This window comes from Streptomyces sp. NBC_00576 (genome assembly GCF_036345175.1).
Lineage (GTDB): Bacteria > Actinomycetota > Actinomycetes > Streptomycetales > Streptomycetaceae > Streptomyces.
Genome location: NZ_CP107780.1, coordinates 4969953 through 4992616, shown reverse-complemented (window position 1 = coordinate 4992616; position 22664 = coordinate 4969953). Strand labels below are relative to the sequence as shown.

The window sequence follows — 22664 nt, the reverse complement described above, 5'->3', positions numbered from 1 at the left end:
TTTTCATGCCGTGGAACCTATCTGGAACCTATCTGGAACCTCAGCCCGTGTGATCCTGCGGCCGGAGAGCCTTCCGGGCCAGGTCCCGGCTGCCCGGCATGAGGTGCACGTACATCGTCAGAGTCAGTCCCGGTTCGGAGCGTCCGAGGTACTGCTCACGGCCCTGACGCACTCCTCTGTATGAGATGGCGAACACGCTAGTTGCGAACGGTCTGAAGCACATGAGTGGCAACCCACTCATTCTGGCTACTCAGCCTGGACCCTGGTCGTGCGTGTCCCTACGGGGGTGTCACTGTGTTGCACCGACAGACGAACCGCCCGGCCGCCGGGATCTTGGCGGAGCACGACGGCCGGGCCTGGACGAAGGACAACGAATGTCCCTCACTGCCATTGTGGTCCTAGCATTAGCTGGCGCAGCCGTCATCCTGGCCTATCGCAACGAGAAACTAGGCGCCGCTCTCATGACAGGAGCCGCCGTGCTGGCAGCGCTCTACGTATTGCTTGGTACTCAAGACGCTATGGAGGACGCGCCGCCGTCCCCCGTCCCGGCGGCCAGTACAACTGCGCTGGGACGGGGGACGGCGGGTGTGCACCCCAGTGAGGCTGTGCCACCGCCCTGATGAGGCGAATATGGGCGCCTCCACGCGCGGCCCGCTAGACCTAGCATCCGTTCGGCCGTGCCGCTGTCACGGAGGGCGGTAGAAGGAGCGGCCTACGGCGTCCCCTGAGGCTCGCGCATCGACCACCGTTGGGGTTGTCGCCGTGCTCCTGTCCCGCAGGTCTTGTCCTGGAGGCAGGAGCACGGCGACGGCTGAAAGTGGCTCTGTCCAGGGGATCTGGCTCGTTGCCCACTGTGGGCCTCAGGGTCCCGGATCTTGCGGCCGGAGCACGCGGCCGAGAGCCTTCCGGGCACGGTCCCGACTACTGGGCATGAGGTGCGCGTACACCTTCAGCGTCAGGCCCGGGTCGGAGTGCCCGAGGTACTCGGCAAGGGCCTTGATGCTCTCTCCGGCGTCCAGGAGCACGGACGCGTAGAAGTGCCTGAGCGCGTGCATGCCGTGCTCGCGAGCGGCGGCGTGCTCGCGGCTCTTGGCCTTTGGGATGACGCCTGCCTTCGCGAGAGCGGGCTTCCAGTGGTCCTCGTTCAGCGACGTGCGCCAGACGTGCCCGCCATTGGGGCCCATGAAGATGAGCCGCTTCGTCACGGGCTGGCCGTTGGCCCGCATCCACGGCAGGGTGATCTCTACCGGCGGGAACCGCATGATGTGCTCCTTGAGTGCATCTGCCACGGGATCGGGCAGCGGTACGTCACGGAGCTTGCCGCCCTTCGGCGGAGCGAACACGGCCTTGCTCAGGCTCAGCTTGAGTTGCTGCACCACATGCAGGTTGCCGCTGTCGAAGTCGATGGCGTCGACCGTAAGTCCGAGGATCTCGCCTTGCCGCAGACCACAACCGGCGCCCAGGTCGACCATGGGCCGGAACCGTTCGACCATCGCGCCGCGTACGGCGAATACGCGCTCCGGCTCCCAGGGAACGACCCGCCGCGCGCCCACGGCCGGGCGGCTCTGGCCTGCGGGAACGGGCTCTTAGGGGTCCTTTCAGAATGCTGGATTCTTCCGGGCCAGGGTCATGCAGTGGGCGAGCTGGAGGAAGGCGTCGTGCATGTCGTCGCGTGCTTCCCAGCGGGTTCGTAGGCGGCGGGGGCCGTGGAGCCAGGCGATGGCGGACTCGGCAACCCACCGGACTTTGCCCAGGCCGGAGCCGTGCGGCTGGCCGCGCCGGGCGATCTTCGGTGTGATGCCGCGCTCGCGCAGACGGCGGCGGTAGATGTCGTGGTCGTAGCCGCGGTCGGCGTATAACGTGCGGGGCTTGCGCCGGGGCCGGCCCCGCTTGCCGCGTACCGGTGCCAGCCCGTCGACCAGCGGCAGGAGCTGGGTGACGTCGTTGCGGTGACCGCCGGTCAGGGACACCCGCAGCGGGATGCCGTGCGCCTCGGTCAGCACGTGATGCTTCGAGCCCGGCCGCGCGCGGTCAACCGGGCTCGGACCGACTTTTGGGCTGCTGCGCCCCCGCTTGGCCTGCACGTGCGAGGCGTCGATCGTGGCGCGGGAGAAGTCGAGGCGATCAGCCGCCCGAAGCCGGTCCAGCAGCACCCGCTGGAGTTCCTCCCACACCCCGGCCTCCTGCCACTCGGCCAGCCGCCGCCAGCACGTGGGACCCGAACCGAACCCCAACTCCTGCGGCAGGAACTCCCACTGGACACCGGTGTACAGGACGAACAGCACCCCCTGGAGCGTCTTGCGGTCATCGATCCGCTTGCGCCCCGGGTGCCGGAACCGCCGCTCATGCTTCGGCAGCAGCGGCTCGATCACCGCCCACAACTCGTCACTGACCTCCCACGGCTTCCGCCGCGCCATGATCACACCCCACAAAACACGGAGTCACATACAACCCCACCGTGCCACAAGAGGATCATTCTGCAAGGACCCCTTAGGGGCAGTGCGTGTCTGGACGCTAGTGGACGCTAAATAAATTGTTTAGCGTCCGCAGGAACAGTGCAGGTCAGAGGGTGTGATGGATGCCCGGTGGAGGCTGCGGACGCTGTTTTCCCTCAACTCTCTAGTAAGAGCAGAGGGAGGCTCTTCAGGAGGGCAAGGGTGTCGGGTGCGAGCCCCGAAGTCGCGGCGTAGCGTGGAACCCGTCGGAGGCATGTGCAGAAGCCGCGGCGAAGTACTGCGGGCCATGCTCCTGACTTACGGCGGGACACGTCATGGTCATCGCACGCACGGTCGTGGCAGCTGCGACCACAACGGTTTTCATGCTCGGATGCGCGGCTGCTGGCCTCGGTGCTGCGCAGCTCGCCTCCCAGGCGGACACCACCGTCACCCAAGCCGACCGTCAGAAGCCCCGGCCGATACAGCCAGCCTCCCCTCCCGGACTCGTGCAGTCCGGCGTAGACCGCCCTGACGAGGCAAACACCCCAACCACCGGGCGTACGAACCAGTTCAAGTAGGCGCCGCACGCCATTCAGCAACCGCAGGACTCCATCATGGTCATCGCACGACGGGCCGTAGTAGCAGCGGCCTCGGCGGCTCTCGCCCTGGCTGGCGCTGCTGGCATCAGTGCTGCACAGCTCATCGCCCAGGCGGACGCTACCGTCACCCAGGCCGACAAAAAGCCCCGCCCGCTACAGCCAACCTCCCCTCCCGGACTCGTGCAGTCCGGCGTAGACCGCCCTGACGAGGCAAACACCCCACTCACAGGGCGTGGGAACCGGCTCAAGTAGACGCCGCACGCATCAACAAGCCCCCCACTGAAGAGCCATGGTGAGCCGCACAGAGCGGGAGAGGCCCGACCGTGTGCGCCCACGTCCGCCGTCTGCCCCTTGGAAGGCACCCAGGACGGCTTTTACCTGCGGGGTGGGCCGGGTCGCCCCGCAGGTAAAAGCCGCCCTCAGACGCCTTCCAACGGAGCGGCGCCTCCGGGGATCAGCACCAGGTGACGGCTGGCGCGCGAGCATGGCGAGCCTAGAGATGTGCGGGCCGCTGGCCGTTCCGCGTTGGGTTTGCCTCGATGCGGCGGCGGAAGGATGCGGATATGCCCAAGCCGAGGAACTTCACTGCGTGGTTGAAGACCCATGCCGATCAGCGCAACTCCATCGGGGATCTCGCTCGGGATGTCTCCGCCGATCCCGACTGGCCCTCAGGGAAGGGAAGGCAGGGTCAGCTTGACTACCTCGAAGAGTGCGGTGCCATCACGGCGGCTATGGAGACACTCGAACGTGCATGGACTCAGTACGAGGCGTATCGGGTGGCCCAAGGCGATGCCTGAGCCCTCGGGAGGTTGAGGTCCACGGGCGGGAGCTTCCGTGATAGCGGCAGGGGTCACCCCTCCGGGGGCCCGTATCGGGCCGATTTCCAAGGTCCGGGAAGGCCGGTCGCTATCTGCTAACGCGCTGGTCACCTGCGGTTTTGGCCGCTAGCGGGTCGCTAACGCTAGCAGTCCCTGCCGCTAGCGTTAGCGATGCCATGAACCACGTTCTTGAGAAGTTCGGACAGCATCAGGGATTGCGCACCACAACCCCAGAGATGAACCACTGGACCAGAGTGGCAGCAAGGTGAACACCTGCCCGAGCCGCCTCCAAAGTCTCGGGCACCGTGGCGGTCTGCTTTCCATGCCGGGAGATTTGCCCATCCCAGAGCGCGCGCATCATCGCCTCGACAGGGGCGATCGGGTCCTTGCCAGATGGAGTGTCCAGAGCAGTGGTGAACTTCGCCCGAGCGTTGCCGATCTCGCCGAGCATGGTGCCGAGAGTAGCTCTGGCATGGTTCGGCTGTACCACTGAGTGAGCAGCGGATTCCACTGCCTTGATGGACTCGCTGTATGCGCGCACCGCGTCGGGTTGACGGCCGTATGCGGCTTTCCAAGCGGCAGCGAGGTGCTCGGAGGCTGATCCGGCTGAAGACTCGGATGCCGCTTCAGCGACAGTGTGGCTGACTGCATCGCGGACGGCTGGCGCGATCCGAACCTCCAGCCCGTCTTGCTCTGAGTTGATGGAATAAGCCGACCCCCCCCTGGTCCAAGATGAACTCCAGGTCCAGGAGCGACTTACTGCTTAGCCGTCCCACTTGAGTCATGATTTGCAGCATCTCATCGACGACGTCCAAGAGATCATCGTCGATGATCTGGCCGAGGTAGGCCGCAACGCTGCGGCGAGATGGCACCACGATCCGCAGTCGCAGGGCTACGGCCTCCGCCACCGTGGTCTTTTCCAGGGACGTGTTGGTCTGGAGGACAGAGTCAACCCACTCCCGAAGGGGCCTGCCAAGATGATCCGGGACACCGTCGTATGGAGCGTCGTCGTCGATGGCCTCAGCAAGGCCGGCGCGAACGGTGAAGCGCTGACGTCCAGTTGTGGTCATGGAGCGGAAGCCTACCGACCACAGCATCGGCAAAAGTATCGATATAAGGGGCTCGCGAGCAGCTTCAGCGTTGTGGCGAATGGAGCCTCTGGCCGGGCCAGTCCTGGGACCTCCGAGGACGACCACCGACGACAGACGACGACCACCAACAACCGCTCAGTCGCAGGTCAGTTGATGTGCGCACGCCTCTGACCAGGGCCAAAAAGCGGGCCCGCCAGACCCAGGGCAAGAAGAAGTAGCTTTCGTGATCATGCCCCTGATCTGCACTTATGGTGCAGATCAGGGGCCTTCGTCTGCTCTGGGCCCTCGCTGGCCCTGCTTCGCTTGTGTCTTGAACTGGGCAGCGACGGCTACACCGCTGCTCCCGGAAAGGTTGCTGCCCGGTCCAAGTTTTTCGGACCTCGCTGCCGGCCGTGCGACCTCGGGCGCGCGCAGACCGAAACACCCCTTGCCCAGCGGGCAAGGGGTGTTTCGGTGGGCTGAACCGGATACCGGTGTCAGCAGGGGGAGTTGGTCTGCGTGAGCAGGCCCATCCGGTAGGGCATCTTGATGTAGCCGTCACCGCAGGCCACGAACTGGAACTGCTGGTTGGTCCCGTCGTCCAGTGCCTTGCCGCTGTTGCGGTTGACCATGACGTACCAGGCGTTCGTGTCCACAGTGGCCACCGTGGATCAGGCGGGTCAGCGCTGCAGGGTGAGCAGGCCCGGCCGGTACGGCAGTTTCAGGTAGTCGGTGCCCTCCGGTGTGTTGGTGGGGAGGCCCTGGTAGAGGAACTGCAGGTTGCAGGGATCGATGGTCATGGTCTGATCGGGGTTGTTGCGGACCAGGTCACCGTGGCTGACGCCCTGGGCCCAGGTGGAACCGCTGTTGGCCTGGCCCGCGAAGGGGCTGCTCTCGCTGCCGGCCTGGACGGTCCACGGACCGTTCAGGCTGGAGGCGGTGAACGAGCGGAAGTAGCGGTTCGTCCCCTGCGCCTCAACGATCATGAGGTACTGGTTCTGGCCCTGGACCTTGTAGACCTGCGGCGCCTCGAACAGAAGGTCCCTTGTGTCGCTCATGACCGTCGTGTACGAGGAGCCGAAGTTGCCCGGGAAGTTCCCGATCGGCATGCTCGCCCGGTAGATGTTGCCGTTGTCAGCGGCGAAGAACAGGTACATGTTCTGGTCGTCGGCGATCATGGTCGGGTCGATCGGGGCGTTCTTCTGGTCCGGCCCGGGGCCGTCGGGGAGGCTGCCGGTGAACAGCGGCTGCCGGGCGGACCAGCCGTTGGGGTTGGTGGGGTCGCTGGACGTGCGGTAGTAGAGCGGCCACTGACCCCACTGGTCCACCAGCACCCAGACGTTCTTGGGCGCGAAGTAGAACACTTGGGGCGCCACCGCGGACTCGTTCATCTGGGTCTGGCCGGCCGTCGCCATGTCCGACCAGTTCGTGAAGGGACTGAACCCCGTCGAGCCCCACTTCGTTCCGTTGGAGGTGGTCGCGTAGACCAGGTGCTTGCCGTTGTACGTGGTGGTGGTGAAATCCTTCAGCGCGACCTGCCCGTTCGCCGGCTCCGCCAGTGGGCCGGTCGATGTCCAGCGGTACGTCGACGGAAGAGCACACGCGTTGCCCGCCCCGGACAGGCCGGTCCACTTCTGGTTGGTGCCGCCGTGGCACGACCAGATCTGCACCGCCGTGCCGTTGGCCTTGCCCCAGCCCGAGACCTCCAGGCACAGCCCGGACCGCACGCCGACGATCGTGCCGTCGGAGTTCACCCGCCACTGCTGGTTGTCACTGCCGTTGCACGTCCAGATCTGCACCGGGGTCCCGGGCGTGGTGGCGCCGCCCCGGACATCCAGGCACTTGTTGCCGTACACGGTCAGCTGGCTGCTGTCCGTCGACGTCCACTGCTGGTTGGTTCCGCCGTGGCAGTCCCAGATGTGCACGTTCGCGCCGTCGGTCTGGCTGAAGCCCTCCACGTCGAGACACCGGCCGGAATCAACACCGCGCACATCGCTGGTGGTGGCCGCCTGAGCCGGGCCGGCCACGAGCAGCGCCGCCAACGCGGCCAGGGCCGCAATCACGGCGGCGAGCACTGCGGACGGGCGTCTGAGGCTGAAACTACGTCTGTGCATAAGGACCTCGTCATCCTTGAGCAGGCGGCTCCGGTCTGGCCCGTCAGAGGCTGTCCGGATGTCGGTGCGGCACGACCCTGGCTGTCCGGTATACCGAACAAAGGTCGAAGTACCGATCGGGAGAATGCTAGACATCCCATGAATGACGTCAATACTTCTCGCAAAATCCGCGAGCAGAAACGTTCGCAGGCTGAAACCAGGTGGCTTCAAGTCCCGTGGTTGTACGGGTCTTTGGCGTGAGGGGCAGGTAGCGGTGCGGGCGCGGGCATGGTGCTCCCCGGAGGCAGGGGCCTCGACCCTGTGCCGCATCGCCCGCGGAGGGGCGGCGCGATAGGCGATCATCGCCCCATGGAGCGAGTCCTGGATCTCGACGAAGCTGGCGACGGCCGACGCGGGACCGTCTCCCGATGAGTGCGCGGCCGACAGAACTGACTTTTCTGTCAGTACCGGGCCGTCCAGGGGCTGTTCCGGGGCCGCTCAACAGTGGCTGATGACAACCAACGACGAGCAAGAAGAAGTAGCCCTCGCGATCATGCCCCCGAGCTGCGCATACCGCGCGGAACGGGGGCATTTTCGCGGCCTGGGCCCTGGACCCTCTGACAGGGGACCCTCACACCGCCAACGGCACCGGATGGATCTCGTCGGCGAGATGCCCCGCGCGTTCGTGGATGCGTTGGACCGCTTCCGCCGACGGGGCCTCCGAGAGGCAGTAGACCGTGCCGGAGGCGGGGTCCGCCCAGGCCTTCTCGAAGTGGACTCCCTCGTCCTTCTCGATGTCCAGGTCGGCCTGGTGGGCCTGGTTCAGCTGGTCGGCGGTGATGCCTTCCATGCCGTGGTGGACGTCCATGAACTGGGGCATGGCGTCGCACCTCCTATCCCTGATCTGGTCCCTGGTCTGGTCCCTGAGCTGGTTGGTCCGGTCGCTCTTCCTGCTTCGTACCGCTTGCCTGTACTTCATCTTCTGCCCGTACGGCCGCCCCGGCGACCCCGACCGCAGCCCGCGCCAGCAGCCCGTCGATCGTGCCCCGCAGCGCCTCGTCGTTCAGTACGGCGCGGTAGTCCCCGTAAGGAGACAGCCGCCGCTCCCTCGCCCGGATCGTGCACAGGGCCGCCTCGATCTCCGGAGTGATCCTGCCGATGCGGCTCAGCGCCTCCAGAGCCAGGTGGAACGAACCGTAGCTGTCGTCGCCCTCGGCGATTTCTGTGACGAAGCGGGCCAGCACCGGCAGGGTCGGTTCCGGGTCGCCGGTGATCGACCAAAGGGCCGTCGCCGACGCCAGCCGGAGCCACCAGCTCTGGCTGGTCACCATGAGGGCGCGGATGCGGGGCGCGTACGCGGAGGCGGCCGGGCCGAAGTCGGCCAAGTGGTGCACCGGGCCGCCGTCCAAGGGACCCTCGGCCGCCAGCACCGCCTCGCCGAGCAGCCTCAGCGTCCGCTCACCGTTCCCCTCCGGGTCGCCGCCGATGCGCCACACGGCCCACGCCACCTTCCAGCGGTTGGCCTCCCAGTCGAGGATCGCGCAGTCGCGCAGCGCCGGTACGGCCGTCACCGCACCCTCGCCCATGGCCACCAGCACGTCGGCCACCGTCAGCGAGGTGCGGGCGCTGGCCAGCAGCGGCAGTACGTCCGGGAGAGCCGGCAGCGACACCGGGCCCCAGGCCTCCAGGACCTTGCAGAACTCGTGCGTCAGCGAACCGGCGATGTCACCGTTGCCCGCGTTGTGCCGCAGTGCCGCACGCAACGACGGCAGCAGCGCCGGCGCATGTGCCCGCAACGGGATCAGTACCTCGAAGATCTCCGGGCGACGCGGGTCCCCCAAGGTGTAGGAACGGCCGTACTGCTCGCGGTACGGCTCGTACAGGCTCTCCACCAGCCCCGGCAGTGCCCGTGCGTCGCCGATCCGGGCCAGCGCCCAGCGGGCGTGCTCCCCGACCGTGCCCTCCAGCATCTCGTCCTCGCCGGTGTCGTCGAGGCGGGCGGCGAGTTCGTCGGCGTACGGCGCCGAGCGGGTGCCGAGCACCGCGAGCAGATGGGCCGCCCGCACCCGTACCGTCGGGTCCCGGTCGTCGAGCCGGGCGGCGGCCAGGGGCGCGAGAAAAGGTTCCGCGGACCGACGCTCCACCAGCAGCCGCCACGCCTGGTCCAGGACGCACCGCCGCAGTACGACGTCCTCCGCGTCCCCTGAACACCTGTCGGCGAGGCCGAGGACGAAGCGCGTCGCCGCCGCCGAGTCGTCCGCCTGCTTCAGCAGCAGCCAGAGCGAGCAGTCGACGGCGGTCTCGAAGGCGTACGCAGTTTCCTCGCCGGGCTCGGTGCCCCGTACGGCGATCACCGGACGGTTGACCGGGTCCGTCAGGACGTCCACCATCAGGTCGACGTGCCGGGCGGGGACCGCCGGGTCGATCGCCGCCCAGGCCTGTACGGCCGTCAGGCGCAGCACCGGGTCGTCGTCGAGCAGGAGGCCGTGCAGCAGGGCGGAGACCTCCGGCTCCCACTCCGTCCCGGCCGCCGCGGCCGTCAACGTCGACAGCAGCAGGTCCCGTACGGTCGCGTCCTCCTCCGCCCGCCAGCGCTCGAGGAGCTTCGCGGGCGCCGGAGTCAGGCCCAGCGCCGCGTACCGTACAGCCCGGTCGGGATCCGAGAGCAGCGCCTCGGCCGCCGTACGGTGGCGTTCCCACGCCGCCGGCCAGCCGGGGTCCACCGCCTCGGGCGGGGCGGTCGCTGCCTTCCGGGCCAGCGTGCCGACCAGGTCGACGAGGTCGACCCGTACCCCGCCGGGAGACGCGGCGAGCCGCAGCAGGTCGGGGAGCGCTGCGGTCGCCGCAGCGGTCAGATCATTCCTGCCCGCGCCGACGTGGGTGTAGAGGGCCCAGCAGTCCTCCTCCGTCAGCTCCGAGCCCCGGCTTCGGCGAAGCAACTCGCCGGTCACGCCCGTTACTTGAGGCCGATCGCAGCGCAGGCCGCCGCGTACTCCGGGGTGCAGATGTCCTGGATGGTGTAGACGCCGTCCTGGATCACGGTGTCCTTGATGTTGTCCCGTGTGAGGGCCACCACCGGTACCAGCTGCGACGGGATCTTCTTCTGCGTCGGGCTGTCGACGCTGTCGCGGGTCAGCGCGTCGAACTCGATCGAGCGGCCCTGGACCTTGGCCACCGCCATGGACGCGGCGTTGTTGGCCTCCAGGATGAACGACTTGTAGACGCTCATGTACTGCTCGCCCGAGACGATCCGCTGCACCGCCTGGAGGTCCGCGTCCTGCCCGGTCACCGGCGGGATCTTCGAGGCTCCCGCCTCCTTCATCGCGTCGATGGCCGCGCCGGCCATACCGTCGTTCGCCGAGTAGACCGCGGCGATGTTGCTGAGCCCGACGGACCTGATCGCCGTCTCCATGTTGGTCTTGGCGACCTCGGGCAGCCAGTCCTTGGTGTTGTACGACGCCGCGATCTGGACCTTGCCCTCGAGCTCGTTCATCGCGCCGGTCTGGAACCGCGCCGTGTTCGGGTCGGTGAGCGAGCCGTTGATCATGACGATCTTGCTGGTCGCGGCCTTCTCGCCGAGGGCCTCGACGATCGAGCGGCCCTGCACCTCACCGACGAGTTCGTTGTCGTGGGAGACGTACGCGTCGATCGGGCCCTCCGCGAGCCGGTCGTACGCGATGACCGGTATGTCCGCCTCCTTGGCCTTCTCTATCGCCGGCGCGATGGTCTTGGCGTCGATCGCGTCCACCACGAGGACGTCCACCTTCTCGGCGATCATCTCCTCGAGCTGCTTGCCCTGCTTGGCCTCGTTCGCCTCGGCGTTGGCGTAGAGGACCTTGCCCTTGCCGTTGGTGAGGGCGGTGACCTGCTTCTTGAAGAGCGGGTAGTCGAACTTCTCGAAGCGCTTCGTCTTCTTGTCGGGCAGGAGGAGCCCCACCGTGATGTCGTCGCCCTTCTTCGGCGCCGCGGAGCCGCTGCTTCCGCCGGTGCCGTCGAGGACACCGCACGCGGCGAGCGAGAAGGCCGAGGCAGCAGCCGTCACCGCGATGGCGGTACGGCGTACGGCGGTCCGACGGGGGGTACGAGCGTTCACGGCAGGTGCCTTCCAGGCGGGGAACAGCATGACGAACCCAGATACAGAACAGATACGGAAGCCAACGCGGCGGCAGCACGTGACGTCAAGAAGTGCTGGTTAACGAGATGGCAACAGGGTGCCTGCTGTGCATGGACAGCGCCTGAGCGTCAACTGCTGTGAAGTGTATGCCGGTTCAACGATGATCGATGTCGCCTTCTGATGCTCCGAACAGGGCGAACGGGCCCCACCGCACACAAACCCCACACAAAAGGACCCCGCCTCCGCGATGGAGGCAGGGTCCCTGGGACGCCGAGCCGCACTGATGCCGATCTGGAGCCGAATCCGAGCCGGAATCTGATGTCGTACCTGAAGCCGTATCCGATGTCCTGTCCAGTGGCGATGCGTCAACCGCACTGGCAGGGATTGCCCGACTGGCAGCCGCATCCGCAGCCGGAGCCGCAGCCGCAGGCGCCGAACAGGGGCAGGTTCTTGATCTCGGCGGGGTGCTGCGTCTCGCGTTCCTGCGTCGGGTCGGGCGTGCTGGGGGTCTCGGCCATGGGGCCCTCCTGGAGAGCTGGTCCTGGAGACGGGTGCCTTCTCGTACTTTCTCCCCATTGCATGCCCGTCCCGCCGGGCGCATCAACGGCGCACAGAGGCTCGGAGGGTTACGCGCCCTCGACCCCGGTGGGCGGCTGCACGTCCTGCTGCAGCTCGTCCGCGTGCTCACCCGTCACCAGGAACACCACACGCTTGGCGACCGACACCGCGTGGTCCGCGAAGCGCTCGTAGTAACGGCCCAGCAGCGTGACATCGACCGCCGTCTCGATGCCGTGCTTCCAGCGCTCGTCGATCAGGTGCCGGAAGAGTGTGCGGTGCAGGAGGTCCATCTCGTCGTCGTCCGTCTCCAGCTGCATCGCCAGGTCGACGTCCTTGGTGATGATGACCTCGGCCGCCTTCGCCATCAGGCGCTGCGCGAGCTGGCCCATCTCCAGGATCGTGGCGTGCAGGTCGCGCGGGACCGCGCGCTCCGGGAAGCGCAGCCGGGCCAGCTTGGCGACGTGCTGGGCCAGGTCGCCGGAGCGTTCCAGATCGGCGCTCATCCGCAGCGACGTGACGACGATCCGCAGGTCGGTCGCCACCGGCTGCTGGCGGGCCAGCAGCGCAATGGCGCGGCCTTCCAGGTCGTGCTGGAGTTCGTCGACCCTGGCGTCGGCCTCGATGACACTTTCGGCCAGCTTCAGGTCGGCATCGAGTATCGCCGTCGTGGCACGCCCGATAGCCGACCCGACAAGTCGGGCCATTTCGACCAGACTATCGCCGATCGAGTCAAGTTCCTCGTGGTACGCGTCACGCATCAGGTGTCCCTCTCTTGACGTCCGTTCGGGGGCAAGCACCGGGCCCCGTGACCCCCACGCTCCCACGTTCGGCCCTGCACGCGTCGTTTTCCGCCCCGACAAATGAACCAATACTGGCTCCAAGGTGAACTCTGGGCGACGAGTGTTCGAGGTCGCACCCTGATGGCTGTGGCCGGGTCGTATCCCATGCCTAACCTGAGTGCATGGACGTGAACGCGGCAGTCGCCGCAGCGGCAGCGATCGCCGGGGTACTCACCGGTGTCATCGCCATGCTGGCGTTCCGCTGGAGCGAGCGTGACCAGAAACGGCCCACCCGCACCTCCCTGCACACCGACCCCGTACTGCCGCCCGGCGTCGACACGGTGCTGTCCGTGCTGCGGTCCTCGGCCGTCGTACTCGACGAGGCGGACGCCGTCGTCAAGGCCAGCTCGGCGGCGTACGCCCTCGGACTGGTCCGTGGCGGAAAGCTTTCGGTGGAGCCGATGCTCCAGATGGCCCGCGACACCCGGCGCGACGGCGAGATACGCCAGGTCGAGCTGGACCTCCCCAGACGCGGCACCGGCCGCGGCGAAGCCCTCGCCGTCTCGGCGCGCGTCGCCCCGCTGGGCTCACGGCTCGTGCTCCTCCTCGTCGAGGACCTCACCGAGGCCCGGCGCATCGAGGCCGTACGACGCGACTTCGTCGCGAACGTCAGCCACGAGCTCAAGACCCCCACCGGCGCCCTCTCCCTTCTCTCCGAGGCAGTCATGGGCGCCTCGGACGACCCCGAGGCCGTCGAGCGCTTCGCCGGCCGGATGCAGATCGAGGCGACCCGCCTCACCAGCCTCGTCCAGGAACTCATCGACCTCTCCCGGGTGCAGAACGACGACCCGCTGGAGGACGCCGAGCCGGTCCGCGTCGACGAGCTCGTCGCCGAGGCCGTCGACCGCTGCCGCCACCAGGCCGGCACCAAACACATCACCATGGCCGCCGGAGGCACCGCCGACCTGCGCGTCTGGGGCAACCGCGGCCAGCTCGCCGCCGCCCTGGGCAACCTCGTCGAGAACGCCGTCAACTACTCGCCCTCCGCCACCCGCGTCGGCATAGCGGCCCGCCGGGTGAACGCGCCTGGCGGGGACCTGATCGAGGTCGCCGTGACCGACCAGGGCATCGGCATCTCCGACAAGGACAAGGAGCGCATCTTCGAGCGCTTCTACCGCGTCGACCCGGCCCGCTCCCGCGCCACCGGCGGTACGGGTCTCGGGCTGGCGATCGTCAAGCACGTGGCCGCCTCGCACGGCGGGGAGGTCACGGTGTGGAGCTCCGAGGGTCAGGGCTCCACGTTCACCCTGCGGCTGCCGGAGGCGGGCACCGGCCGCCGAGCCCGCGCGAACCGGCCGCACCTGTACGACCATGACTCACACCCCGAGTCACTCCCAGACTCCGACCCCGAAGCCGGGGACGGACCGTCCGACCACGGCGAAGTGGCCGACCGGACCACCGGTACATCCCCTTACGATCCGCTTCACGCCCCGGAGGTCCATCCGTGACCCGAGTGCTCGTCGTCGAGGACGAGGAATCCTTCTCCGACGCCCTGTCGTACATGCTCCGCAAAGAGGGTTTCGAGGTCGCCATCGCGGCCACCGGGCCCGACGGACTCGACGAGTTCGAGCGCAACGGCGCCGACCTGGTCCTGCTCGACCTGATGCTGCCGGGCCTGCCCGGCACGGAGGTCTGCCGTCAGCTGCGCGTCAAGTCCAACGTCCCGGTGATCATGGTCACCGCCAAGGACAGCGAGATCGACAAGGTCGTCGGCCTGGAAATAGGGGCCGACGACTACGTCACCAAGCCCTTCTCCTCCCGCGAACTGGTCGCCCGCATCCGCGCCGTCCTGCGCCGCCGCGGCGAGCCCGAGGAGGTCAGCCCGGCCGCGCTGGAGGCCGGCCCGGTCCGCATGGACGTCGACCGCCACGTGGTCACCGTCTCCGGTGCCAAGGTCGACCTCCCGCTCAAGGAGTTCGACCTGCTGGAGATGCTGCTGCGCAACGCCGGCCGCGTGCTGACCCGTATGCAGCTCATCGACCGGGTCTGGGGCGCCGACTACGTCGGCGACACCAAGACCCTCGACGTCCACGTCAAGCGCCTGCGCGCCAAGATCGAGCCGGACCCGGGTGCGCCCAGGTACCTGGTGACGGTCCGCGGTCTCGGATACAAGTTCGAGCCGTAAACCGGCCCCAACACCCGGCCGCCGCACGTACGTCGAAGGGCGGGACCTCCTGGAGAGGTCCCGCCCTTCGACGTACGCGCTCGTGTACGACGGCCCGGTGGCCGCCGACCGCGGTTACTGACCGGCGACCGCCGCATCCGTGGCCGTCGCCGAGATGTTCGGCGTGGTCCCGGCCTCGGGCGTCGTGCCGGGCCCCGTGGGGGTCGGGCTCGGGGAACCGGCCGTTGCCGGCTCGCCGGAGGTGGAGGGCGAGGGGGAGGCGCCGGTGGCGCCGCCCGGTACCGCCGGGGCCTCCGTCGGGCCCCATGACGCGTAGAAGCCCTCCGCCGGGACGACGAACGCGCGCAGGCTCACGTCACCGGTCTTGCTGAAGGTGAAGGTGATCTTCTGCGCGTTGCCGTCCTGGACCGCCTCGCGGCTGCTGGCCAGCACGGCGGACGCGTTGTTCGCCCCGCCGATGATGAGCGAGCCGCCGGCCGGGATGCTCAGGCTGCCGCCCTTGGCGGGCTTCAGCTCGGCGGTCTTGCCGGTGCCGGGGACGGTGATCGACTCCAGCGTCTGGGCGGTGGCGCCGGTGTTGAACACGGTCGCCGAGACGGCGGCCGGGCCGGTCGACTCCAGCTCCGGCTGCGTGATGACGACGACGTTCTGCAGCTTGATGACGCCAACGGTCTTGGCCGCGTTGTCCGGCTTGATCTCCAGCGTCTGGGCGTTGTTTCCGGCTGCGCACCCGGCGAGCGTGGCGACCGAGAACGCGAGGGCGGATGCGGCGAGGGCGCCGCGTCGAAGGCTGCTGCTCACGGCGGCGGCAACTCCTTGGAACGCACGGGCAGCTCCTTATAAAGCCGCCCTAAGTGACTGTCAGCGGCCTTAGGTTACCGAGCCGTTCCCGTGCCACCGCACCCGACCCGCCTCTAGAGGCGGGCGGGGGAGCCGGCTCAGGAGAGCGCGGGTGCCTCGGGAGTCACTTTGACCCCCTTCTTGATCCTTCTCAGGGCACGGCAGTCCGGCATTCACATAAGCGCCGTCGGCAAACAGAGGATCCTGTCCTGCAAAATTCCGGTGAAGGAATGGACGGCATCGGGAAATTGATCACTCATGGAGAGTCTGCTCGGCCATCCGCCGGATCATCAAGCGTCGTGATCAATTCCGGATTCGTCCCGCGCCCGACTCCGCTCACCGAACGGAGTAGCGTAAGTCGCACACTTGGAAGCGGACATAAGTGGATGTTTGGTCGCCCGCAAGGGCCTCCGGGTGTGTGTGGCGTCCGGGTTTCACTTCGTTCGGAGAGCCGCTCCGACCTGCGAATACCCCCCTCGCCTTCGTCTCCGGGGCCCTGCCGAAGCACGTTCCTGTTGCAGTTGTCAAGCCCCGAGATATGCCCTGACCTGCGAAAACGCCATTCAGAAGCCGCCGTTTCCGTGTTACCCTGGATAGCCACGGAAGGGGTACCTGTCACATGACGTTCAAGGTTGGCGACACCGTGGTCTATCCCCATCACGGGGCCGCGCTGATCGAGGCCATCGAAACTCGCCAGATCAAAGGCGTGGACAAGACCTACTTGGTGCTGAAGGTCGCCCAGGGTGACCTGACTGTACGTGTGCCAGCGGACAATGCGGAGTTCGTCGGCGTACGTGATGTGGTTGGTCAGGAAGGGCTGGACCGGGTCTTTGAGGTCCTGCGCGCTCCGTATGCCGAGGAGCCCACGAACTGGTCGCGTCGTTACAAGGCAAATCTGGAGAAGCTCGCCTCCGGCGATGTCATCAAGGTTGCGGAAGTCGTACGTGACCTGTGGCGTCGTGAGCGTGAGCGCGGACTGTCCGCCGGTGAGAAGCGCATGCTCGCCAAGGCTCGCCAGATCCTGGTGAGCGAGCTCGCGCTGGCGGAAAACACGAACGAGGACAAGGCCGAGGCCCTGCTCGACGAGGTGCTCGCGTCCTGAATCCGACTGAACGAACCTGACTGAACGCAGGCCCTGAAAAGCCCGCGCACTCAGTTCGGCAGCACAGTCAGCTCATCAAGCAGCACAGTGAAATGCCGCGGTGCCCGATGACGTATCCAATGTCGCCGGGCGCTGCGGCATGTTCATGCCCGGATGTCCTGCGATCTGCGAGGTATCGCGGACGAGGTATCCGGGACCCCAGCAGCAGCTGCGGATTCTCCAGCAGATTTCCCCACCGGCAGTTGGTTCTCCGCAGTCGTACTTTCTCTGCGGTCTGCCAGTAGCACTGAAGTACTGATACTTGTGTGCCGGGCCCGGAACCGACTCGACCGGAAGTCACGGAAGGGTCCGATCGAGGCTCGCGCCCGGCACTCCTCCAGGCCATACCCACGTGGGCTCGGCACACAAACCTGACAGGAACCGATGTCTGACGAATCGCGCCCCACACCGCCCGGGGCACGTACGGCCGCCGTGATTCCGGCCGCCGGCCGGGGCGTACGCCTCGGCCCGGGCGCCCCCAAAGCGCTTCGCGCGCTGAACGGCACGCCCATGCTCGTACACGCGGTGCGCGCGATGGCCGCGTCCCGCGCCGTCTCGCTCGTCGTCGTCGTGGCCCCGCCGGACGGCGCCGCCGAGGTCAAGACCCTCCTCGACGCCCACGCGCTGCCCGAGCGCACCGACTTCCTCGTCGTACCCGGGGGCGAGTCCAGGCAGGAGTCGGTGAAGCTCGGCCTGGACGCGCTGCCGCCCGGCATCGACATCGTCCTCGTGCACGACGCCGCCCGCCCACTCGTACCGGTGGACACGGTGGACGCCGTGATCGAGGCGGTACGGGAAGGTGCGCAGGCCGTGGTTCCCGCGCTGCCGCTCGCGGACACCGTCAAGGAGGTCGAGCCGGCCATGACGCCCGGGGAACCGGAGCCGGTGCTGGCGACACCGGAGCGGGCGCGGCTCCGCGCGGTCCAGACACCGCAGGGGTTCGCCGTCGCCACGCTCGTACGGGCCCACGCGACGGTCACCGAGAACGTCACCGACGACGCGAGCATGGTGGAACAGCTGGGCCTGCCGGTCGTGGTCGTGCCCGGCCACGAGGAGGCGTTCAAAGTGACGAGGCCACTGGATCTCGTACTCGCGGAGGCGGTACTGGCACGGAGGAGGCTGAACGATGGCTTCTGAGATTGCCGCAGGGGGGCCGGTTCTGCCCCAGGTCGGTATCGGTACCGACATTCACGCTTTCGAGGAGGGCCGCGAGCTGTGGTGCGCCGGCCTGAAGTGGGAGGGCGAGGGGACGGGGCTCGCGGGTCACTCCGACGCGGACGTCGTCGCCCACGCCGCGTGCAACGCGCTGTTCTCGGCGGCCGGCCTCGGCGACCTGGGGCAGCACTTCGGTACCGGACGCCCGGAGTGGTCCGGGGCTTCCGGGGTGACGCTGTTGACGGAGGCGGCGCGGATCGTCCGGGCGGCCGGGTTCACGATCGGCAACGTCGCCGTGCAGGTGGTGGGGCCGCGGCCCAAGATCGGGAAGCGGCGCGAGGAAGCGCAGAAGGTGTTGTCGGAGGCGGTGGGGGCGCCGGTCTCGGTGTCCGGCGCTACGACGGACGGGCTCGGGTTCCCGGGGCGGGCGGAGGGACTGATGGCGGTGGCCACGGCACTGGTGGCCCGGACGGGCTGAGCCCCCGAAGGGCTGGGTCGTAGACGGCAATGTCACGAATATGTGGCCCTTGTGGACAAGGGTCGCAGCGCACCGGGTGTGGGCCACTACCCTGGACCCGTGACCATTCGCCTGTACGACACCAGCGCCCGGCAGATCCGTGACTTCGCCCCGCTCACGCCGGGTTGTGTCTCGATCTACCTCTGTGGCGCCACCGTGCAGGCCGCCCCGCACATCGGGCATATCCGGTCCGGCCTCAACTTCGACATCCTGCGCCGCTGGTTCACGTACCGCGGGTACGACGTCACGTTCATCCGCAACGTCACCGACATCGACGACAAGATCATCAGGAAGGCCGCCGAACAGGAGCGCCCCTGGTGGTCCATCGGTTTCGAGAACGAGCGGGCCTTCAACGACGGTTACAACGCGCTCGGCTGCCTGCCCCCGACCTACGAGCCGCGTGCCACCGGGCACGTGACCGAGATGGTCGAGATGATGCGCGGGCTCATCGAACGCGGACACGCCTACGAGGCCGACGGAAACGTCTACTTCGACGTGCGCTCCTTCCCCGGATACCTGCAGCTGTCCAACCAGGAGCTCGACAACCTGCTCCAGCCCTCCGGGGACGGCGAGACCGGCAAACGCGACTCCCGTGACTTCGCCATGTGGAAGGCCGTGAAGCCGGGCGAGCCGAGCTGGGAGACGCCCTGGGGGCGCGGACGGCCCGGCTGGCACCTCGAATGCTCCGCCATGGCGCACAAGTACCTGGGTACCGCCTTCGACATCCACGGTGGCGGACTCGACCTGATCTTCCCCCACCACGAGAACGAGATCGCCCAGGCCAAGGCCTTCGGCGACGACTTCGCCGCGTACTGGCTGCACAACGCCTGGGTCACCATGAGCGGCGAGAAGATGTCGAAGTCCCTCGGCAACTCCGTCCTCGTCAGCGAGATGGTCAAGGCCTGGCGCCCCATCGTCCTGCGCTACTACCTCGGCACCCCGCACTACCGCTCGATGATCGAGTACAGCGAAGACGCCCTGCGCGAGGCCGAGTCGGCGTTCGCCCGGATCGAGGGCTTCGTCCAGCGCGTCGTCGAGAAGGCCGGGGGTGTCGTCGAGCCCGCCGCCGAGGTGCCGCCCGCCTTCGCCGAGGCCATGGACGACGACCTGGGCGTGCCGCAGGCCCTCGCCATCGTCCACACCACCGTCCGGCAGGGCAACTCCGCCCTCGCCGCCGACGACAAGGAAGCCGCCGTCGCCCGGCTCGCCGAGGTACGCGCCATGCTCGGCGTCCTCGGCCTCGACCCGCTCGACCCGCACTGGGCCGGGGACGTCGGCGACCGGGGTGAAGATCTGCACGGGGTCGTCGACAGTCTCGTACGACTCGTCCTCGATCAGCGTGAGGCCGCCCGCGGGCGCAAGGACTGGGGCACCGCGGACGCCATCCGCGACCAGCTCAACCAGTCGGGCCTCGTCATCGAGGACGGCCCGCAGGGACCGCGCTGGACCCTCGGCCCGCGCTGACCATTTCCCCGCAAATACCTGCATTTCCTTGATCGATTGGGCCGCCCGGGTCTCCGGGCGGCACACTCATAGACGTACACACGCACGCCTTCACACAGACAGGTAGGTCATGGCCGCTAACAACCGCCGCATGTCCGGCAAGAAGGGCGCGCAGGTCGGCAGTGGCGGCCAGCGGCGCCGAGGGCTCGAGGGCAAGGGCCCGACGCCGCCCGCCGAGGCGCGCAAGGGTCACAAGAAGAACCGTATTGCCGGTGCCAAGGCCAAGCAGATCCAGCGCCGGCCCGCACCCAAGGGGCGCGGCGGTAAGGCCTCCTCCGAACTCGTCGTCGGACGCAACTCGGTCGTCGAGGCACTCCGCGAGGGCGTCCCGGCCACCACGCTCTACGTCCAGCAGTTCATCGACAACGACGAGCGCGTGCGCGAGGCACTCCAGCTGGTGGCCGAGCGCGGCGGGATCCACCTCATGGAGGCCCCCCGTCCCGAGCTCGACCGGATGACCAACGGACTCAACCACCAGGGCCTCGTCCTCCAGGTCCCGCCGTACGTGTACGCCCACCCCGAGGACCTCGCCAACGCCGCCTACGACAACGGCGTGGACCCCCTCATCGTCGCCCTCGACGGTGTCACCGACCCCCGCAACCTCGGCGCCGTCGTCCGCTCCGTCTCCGCCTTCGGCGGGCACGGCGTCGTCGTGCCCGAGCGGCGCGCCGCCGGCATGACCGCCGGCGCCTGGAAGACCTCCGCCGGCGCCGCCGCCCGTACGCCCGTCGCCCGTGCCACCAACCTGACGCGCGCCCTGGAGGCGTACCAGAAGGCCGGGATCCTGGTGGTCGGTCTCGCGGCCGACGGGGACGCGGACCTCAGCGATCTGGCCGCCCTCGGCGGGCCCGTCGTCATCGTCGTCGGCAGCGAGGGCAAGGGGCTGTCCCGGCTCGTCGGGGAGACCTGCGACCACCTCGTACGGATCCCGATGCCCGGTGGCACCGAGTCCCTCAACGCCGGTGTCGCCGCCGGGATCGTGCTGTACGAAGCGGCCCGCCGACGCGCCTGAACACGCGTGCATGACGTCACCCGTACGGGGGAATCCGGGCGGGTGACGTGACCTTGACGGGGTCCGGACACATCCGCCAGGTCAAAGCAGTGTCCTAACCTCACGTCACTCGGTTAGATGAGTGTGGACACCAGAACACCCCGCACACCCACGGGGGACCGCTCGTCGGGATACGACGACGCTCCCGCGCTGAGCATGGTGAAGGTGCCGAGCGATCCGGCGCAGGTCATCGTCAACCATGCGAGCTTCCGCGTGCAGTTGGGGGCCTCGACGCGGCGGGCGGCACCGTCGTCCCGCGTCGCCCGGCACCTCGGCGCCTCCGAGGACACGGCGCGCATCCCCGTCGCAGGCGCCGGCGGCGTCACGGCCGTCCGACGCCGGGCACCCGTCGTCTGGAGCGGGAAGTCGGCGCCCGACGACACCGGCGCCCACCGGCTGCTCCAGGCCGTACGGGGCTCCAGCGTGCGCCACGGCGAGCAGCCGCCGGTCGCCGACGCCGGAGCGACGCAGGTCATCCCCCGCATCGACGACGAACTCGACTACGCAGGCAGCACCCTCGACCAGACCGTCGAGACGCCGATCGTCGGCAGCCAACGCACCCACGGCTCCGACCCCGACACCGGCCGCCTGCTCCCCAACATGCGCACCGCCGGCAGCGCATACGAGGAGACCGGATACGGCGACTCCGGATACGGCCAACCCGGCTACGGGGACGACGAGTTCGACTACGAGGGCCACGAAGGCCACGAGCGGGACACCGACGGGAGACGGAAGCGCCACGCCAACGACCCCGTACGGCACGCCTATTACCCCGGCCGCCGGATGAACCTCGGCGTCGTCCTGCTCCCGCTCCGCATCTTCCTCGGCTTCATCTCCATCTACGCCGGCATGGGCAAGCTCTGTGACCCCGTCTACTTCGACGGCGGCAAACGCGGCTCCATGATGAAGTGGCTCAACACCCTGCACCCCTGGGAAGTCGCCGAGCCACTACGGCAGTTCGCTCTCCAGCACCCCGTCGGCTCCGGACTCGTCATCGCCTTCCTCCAGGTCATCGTGGGAGTCCTCACGGTCCTGGGCCTGTGGCAGCGCGTCGCCGCGGTCGGCGGCGCGCTGCTCTCCGGCGCACTGCTCGTCACCGTCAGCTGGAAGAGCGTCCCCGTCTACGACGCCCCCGACATCATCTACCTGGCCGCCTGGTCGCCGCTGATCATCGCCGGCGCACCCGTCTACTCCATCGACGGCCGACTCGCCGGCAGCGCCTGGCGCCGACTCGGACCCCGTACGGACATCTGGGAACTGCGGGCCTACGTCCTGCGCCGCGGTGCCCTCGTCACGGCCGTCGTCATCGGGCTCACCCTCCTCATCGGCTCGCTCCTCGGCGGCGCCGTCCGAGACGCCGACCGCGTCGTCGTCCCCGGCCCCGGCGAGGCCCCGCGCAACGAACTCCCCGGCTCCCCGCTCCCGGAGGAGTCCGGCGAACGCCGCGCCTCGAAGAGCCCCTCGGCGGCCACCAAGTCACCGACCCAGAGCGCCACTTCGGCCGCACCCACGACCGGCGACGCCGCCACCACCCCCGAGGAGGCCCGCGAGAGCGGCAGCGTCACCGGAAGCCGGCCCAGCCAGACCCAGGGCAGCGCCGGCCAGGCCCCGCCGCAGCAGACCACCCCGGCCCAGCAGGCGCCCAGCACCAGCGCCGGACCGTCCTCGTCGGGCAGCACGGGCACCCCCGGCGGCACCAACGGCGGCTCCACGGGCGGCAGCACCGGAGGCACTGGCGACGGCAGCACCGGCGGCTCCTCCACGGGCCAGCCGGGACTGGTGGGCGGCCTCCTGGGCTAGCAGCGG

At 68.4% G+C, this 22664-nt stretch carries 20 protein-coding genes and 1 pseudogene; 9 read left to right on the top strand and 12 right to left on the bottom strand.

What is annotated here, in order from left to right; genetic code table 11:
- Positions 1-860: 860 nt before the first annotated feature.
- Both OG734_RS21355 and OG734_RS21350 read right to left on the bottom strand, forming a co-directional pair.
- Positions 861-1559 (bottom strand): annotated as a pseudogene (locus OG734_RS21355) (tyrosine-type recombinase/integrase); the annotation flags it as partial.
- 39 nt (positions 1560-1598) lie between these two features.
- Entirely contained in the window at positions 1599-2417 is an 819-nt protein-coding gene (locus OG734_RS21350) for an IS5 family transposase (protein ID WP_330285514.1), read from the bottom strand.
- Between the two features lie 1180 nt (positions 2418-3597).
- On the opposite strand from OG734_RS21350, the gene OG734_RS21345 reads away from it, so the two are divergent.
- Positions 3598-3831, top strand: coding sequence for a YozE family protein (locus tag OG734_RS21345; RefSeq protein ID WP_330289127.1), 234 nt, complete (start codon positions 3598-3600; stop codon positions 3829-3831).
- A 229-nt stretch (positions 3832-4060) separates the two neighbouring features.
- Here the strand turns inward: OG734_RS21345 and OG734_RS21340 are convergent, their stop codons facing one another.
- The 9 genes from OG734_RS21340 to phoU form a co-directional block, all read right to left on the bottom strand.
- Complete coding sequence (locus OG734_RS21340) at positions 4061-4303, bottom strand: hypothetical protein (protein WP_330289126.1); 243 nt, start codon at positions 4301-4303, stop codon at positions 4061-4063.
- A gap of 175 nt (positions 4304-4478) precedes the next feature.
- Complete coding sequence (locus OG734_RS21335; protein WP_330289125.1) at positions 4479-4922, bottom strand: hypothetical protein; 444 nt, start codon at positions 4920-4922, stop codon at positions 4479-4481.
- Between the two features lie 497 nt (positions 4923-5419).
- Positions 5420-5578 carry a hypothetical protein gene (locus OG734_RS21330; protein WP_330294043.1) on the bottom strand — a complete coding sequence of 53 codons (159 nt, stop codon included), beginning with the start codon at positions 5576-5578 and terminating at the stop codon, positions 5420-5422.
- Between the two features lie 24 nt (positions 5579-5602).
- Positions 5603-7036, bottom strand: a complete 1434-nt coding sequence (locus tag OG734_RS21325; protein ID WP_330289124.1) for a non-reducing end alpha-L-arabinofuranosidase family hydrolase — start codon at positions 7034-7036, stop codon at positions 5603-5605.
- 610 nt (positions 7037-7646) lie between these two features.
- Positions 7647-7895 carry an SCO4226 family nickel-binding protein gene (locus OG734_RS21320; protein WP_330289123.1) on the bottom strand — a complete coding sequence of 83 codons (249 nt, stop codon included), beginning with the start codon at positions 7893-7895 and terminating at the stop codon, positions 7647-7649.
- Positions 7896-7908: 13 nt separating this feature from the next.
- Positions 7909-9966 (bottom strand): HEAT repeat domain-containing protein, encoded by a 2058-nt coding sequence (locus OG734_RS21315; protein WP_330289122.1) that lies wholly within the window; start codon positions 9964-9966, stop codon positions 7909-7911.
- A 5-nt stretch (positions 9967-9971) separates the two neighbouring features.
- A complete protein-coding gene (locus tag OG734_RS21310) occupies positions 9972-11108 on the bottom strand; it encodes a sugar ABC transporter substrate-binding protein (RefSeq protein WP_330289121.1) in 1137 nt (378 codons plus the stop codon).
- A gap of 386 nt (positions 11109-11494) precedes the next feature.
- On the bottom strand, positions 11495-11647 hold the full coding sequence (locus OG734_RS21305) for a hypothetical protein (protein ID WP_330289120.1): 153 nt from the start codon (positions 11645-11647) through the stop codon (positions 11495-11497).
- Positions 11648-11755: 108 nt separating this feature from the next.
- Positions 11756-12445 carry a phosphate signaling complex protein PhoU gene (phoU, locus tag OG734_RS21300; protein WP_330289119.1) on the bottom strand — a complete coding sequence of 230 codons (690 nt, stop codon included), beginning with the start codon at positions 12443-12445 and terminating at the stop codon, positions 11756-11758.
- A gap of 203 nt (positions 12446-12648) precedes the next feature.
- Here phoU and OG734_RS21295 point away from each other — a divergent pair, with 203 nt between their 5' ends.
- Both OG734_RS21295 and OG734_RS21290 read left to right on the top strand, forming a co-directional pair.
- Entirely contained in the window at positions 12649-13974 is a 1326-nt protein-coding gene (locus OG734_RS21295; protein WP_330289118.1) for a sensor histidine kinase, read from the top strand.
- Positions 13971-14651, top strand: coding sequence for a response regulator transcription factor (locus OG734_RS21290; RefSeq protein WP_189145194.1), 681 nt, complete (start codon positions 13971-13973; stop codon positions 14649-14651). The genes OG734_RS21295 and OG734_RS21290 overlap by 4 nt, the downstream gene beginning before the upstream one ends.
- 114 nt (positions 14652-14765) lie before the next feature.
- Here OG734_RS21290 and OG734_RS21285 read toward each other — a convergent pair whose 3' ends face one another.
- Positions 14766-15452, bottom strand: a complete 687-nt coding sequence (locus OG734_RS21285) for a DUF461 domain-containing protein (protein WP_330289117.1) — start codon at positions 15450-15452, stop codon at positions 14766-14768.
- Positions 15453-16110: 658 nt separating this feature from the next.
- On the opposite strand from OG734_RS21285, the gene OG734_RS21280 reads away from it, so the two are divergent.
- From OG734_RS21280 to OG734_RS21255, 6 genes are all read left to right on the top strand, one after another.
- Positions 16111-16593: a CarD family transcriptional regulator gene (locus OG734_RS21280; RefSeq protein WP_006380568.1), complete on the top strand. Its 483-nt coding sequence runs from the start codon at positions 16111-16113 to the stop codon at positions 16591-16593.
- 423 nt (positions 16594-17016) lie between these two features.
- Positions 17017-17769: a 2-C-methyl-D-erythritol 4-phosphate cytidylyltransferase gene (ispD, locus tag OG734_RS21275; RefSeq protein ID WP_330289116.1), complete on the top strand. Its 753-nt coding sequence runs from the start codon at positions 17017-17019 to the stop codon at positions 17767-17769.
- Positions 17759-18265, top strand: coding sequence for a 2-C-methyl-D-erythritol 2,4-cyclodiphosphate synthase (gene ispF / locus OG734_RS21270; RefSeq protein WP_330289115.1), 507 nt, complete (start codon positions 17759-17761; stop codon positions 18263-18265). Before ispD ends, ispF begins: the two co-directional genes overlap by 11 nt.
- Positions 18266-18364: 99 nt before the next feature.
- Entirely contained in the window at positions 18365-19768 is a 1404-nt protein-coding gene (cysS, locus tag OG734_RS21265) for a cysteine--tRNA ligase (RefSeq protein ID WP_330289114.1), read from the top strand.
- A 109-nt stretch (positions 19769-19877) separates the two neighbouring features.
- The gene (rlmB, locus tag OG734_RS21260; protein WP_330289113.1) at positions 19878-20819 is read left to right on the top strand and encodes a 23S rRNA (guanosine(2251)-2'-O)-methyltransferase RlmB; all 942 of its coding nucleotides are present in this window, start codon (positions 19878-19880) and stop codon (positions 20817-20819) included.
- Positions 20820-20936: 117 nt separating this feature from the next.
- A complete protein-coding gene (locus tag OG734_RS21255; RefSeq protein WP_330289112.1) occupies positions 20937-22658 on the top strand; it encodes a DoxX family membrane protein in 1722 nt (573 codons plus the stop codon).
- Positions 22659-22664: the final 6 nt, after the last annotated feature.

Coding starts and splice junctions, on each gene's coding strand:
- ispD (WP_330289116.1), top strand. CDS start 17,017: ATGTCTGACGAATCGCGCCCCACACCGCCCGGGGCACGTACGGCCGCC.
- OG734_RS21325 (WP_330289124.1), bottom strand. CDS start 7,036: ATGCACAGACGTAGTTTCAGCCTCAGACGCCCGTCCGCAGTGCTCGCC.
- OG734_RS21305 (WP_330289120.1), bottom strand. CDS start 11,647: ATGGCCGAGACCCCCAGCACGCCCGACCCGACGCAGGAACGCGAGACG.
- ispF (WP_330289115.1), top strand. CDS start 17,759: ATGGCTTCTGAGATTGCCGCAGGGGGGCCGGTTCTGCCCCAGGTCGGT.
- OG734_RS21280 (WP_006380568.1), top strand. CDS start 16,111: ATGACGTTCAAGGTTGGCGACACCGTGGTCTATCCCCATCACGGGGCC.
- OG734_RS21345 (WP_330289127.1), top strand. CDS start 3,598: ATGCCCAAGCCGAGGAACTTCACTGCGTGGTTGAAGACCCATGCCGAT.
- phoU (WP_330289119.1), bottom strand. CDS start 12,445: ATGCGTGACGCGTACCACGAGGAACTTGACTCGATCGGCGATAGTCTG.
- OG734_RS21350 (WP_330285514.1), bottom strand. CDS start 2,417: ATGGCGCGGCGGAAGCCGTGGGAGGTCAGTGACGAGTTGTGGGCGGTG.
- OG734_RS21320 (WP_330289123.1), bottom strand. CDS start 7,895: ATGCCCCAGTTCATGGACGTCCACCACGGCATGGAAGGCATCACCGCC.
- OG734_RS21295 (WP_330289118.1), top strand. CDS start 12,649: ATGGACGTGAACGCGGCAGTCGCCGCAGCGGCAGCGATCGCCGGGGTA.
- OG734_RS21255 (WP_330289112.1), top strand. CDS start 20,937: ATGAGTGTGGACACCAGAACACCCCGCACACCCACGGGGGACCGCTCG.
- rlmB (WP_330289113.1), top strand. CDS start 19,878: ATGGCCGCTAACAACCGCCGCATGTCCGGCAAGAAGGGCGCGCAGGTC.
- OG734_RS21335 (WP_330289125.1), bottom strand. CDS start 4,922: ATGACCACAACTGGACGTCAGCGCTTCACCGTTCGCGCCGGCCTTGCT.
- OG734_RS21340 (WP_330289126.1), bottom strand. CDS start 4,303: ATGCTCGGCGAGATCGGCAACGCTCGGGCGAAGTTCACCACTGCTCTG.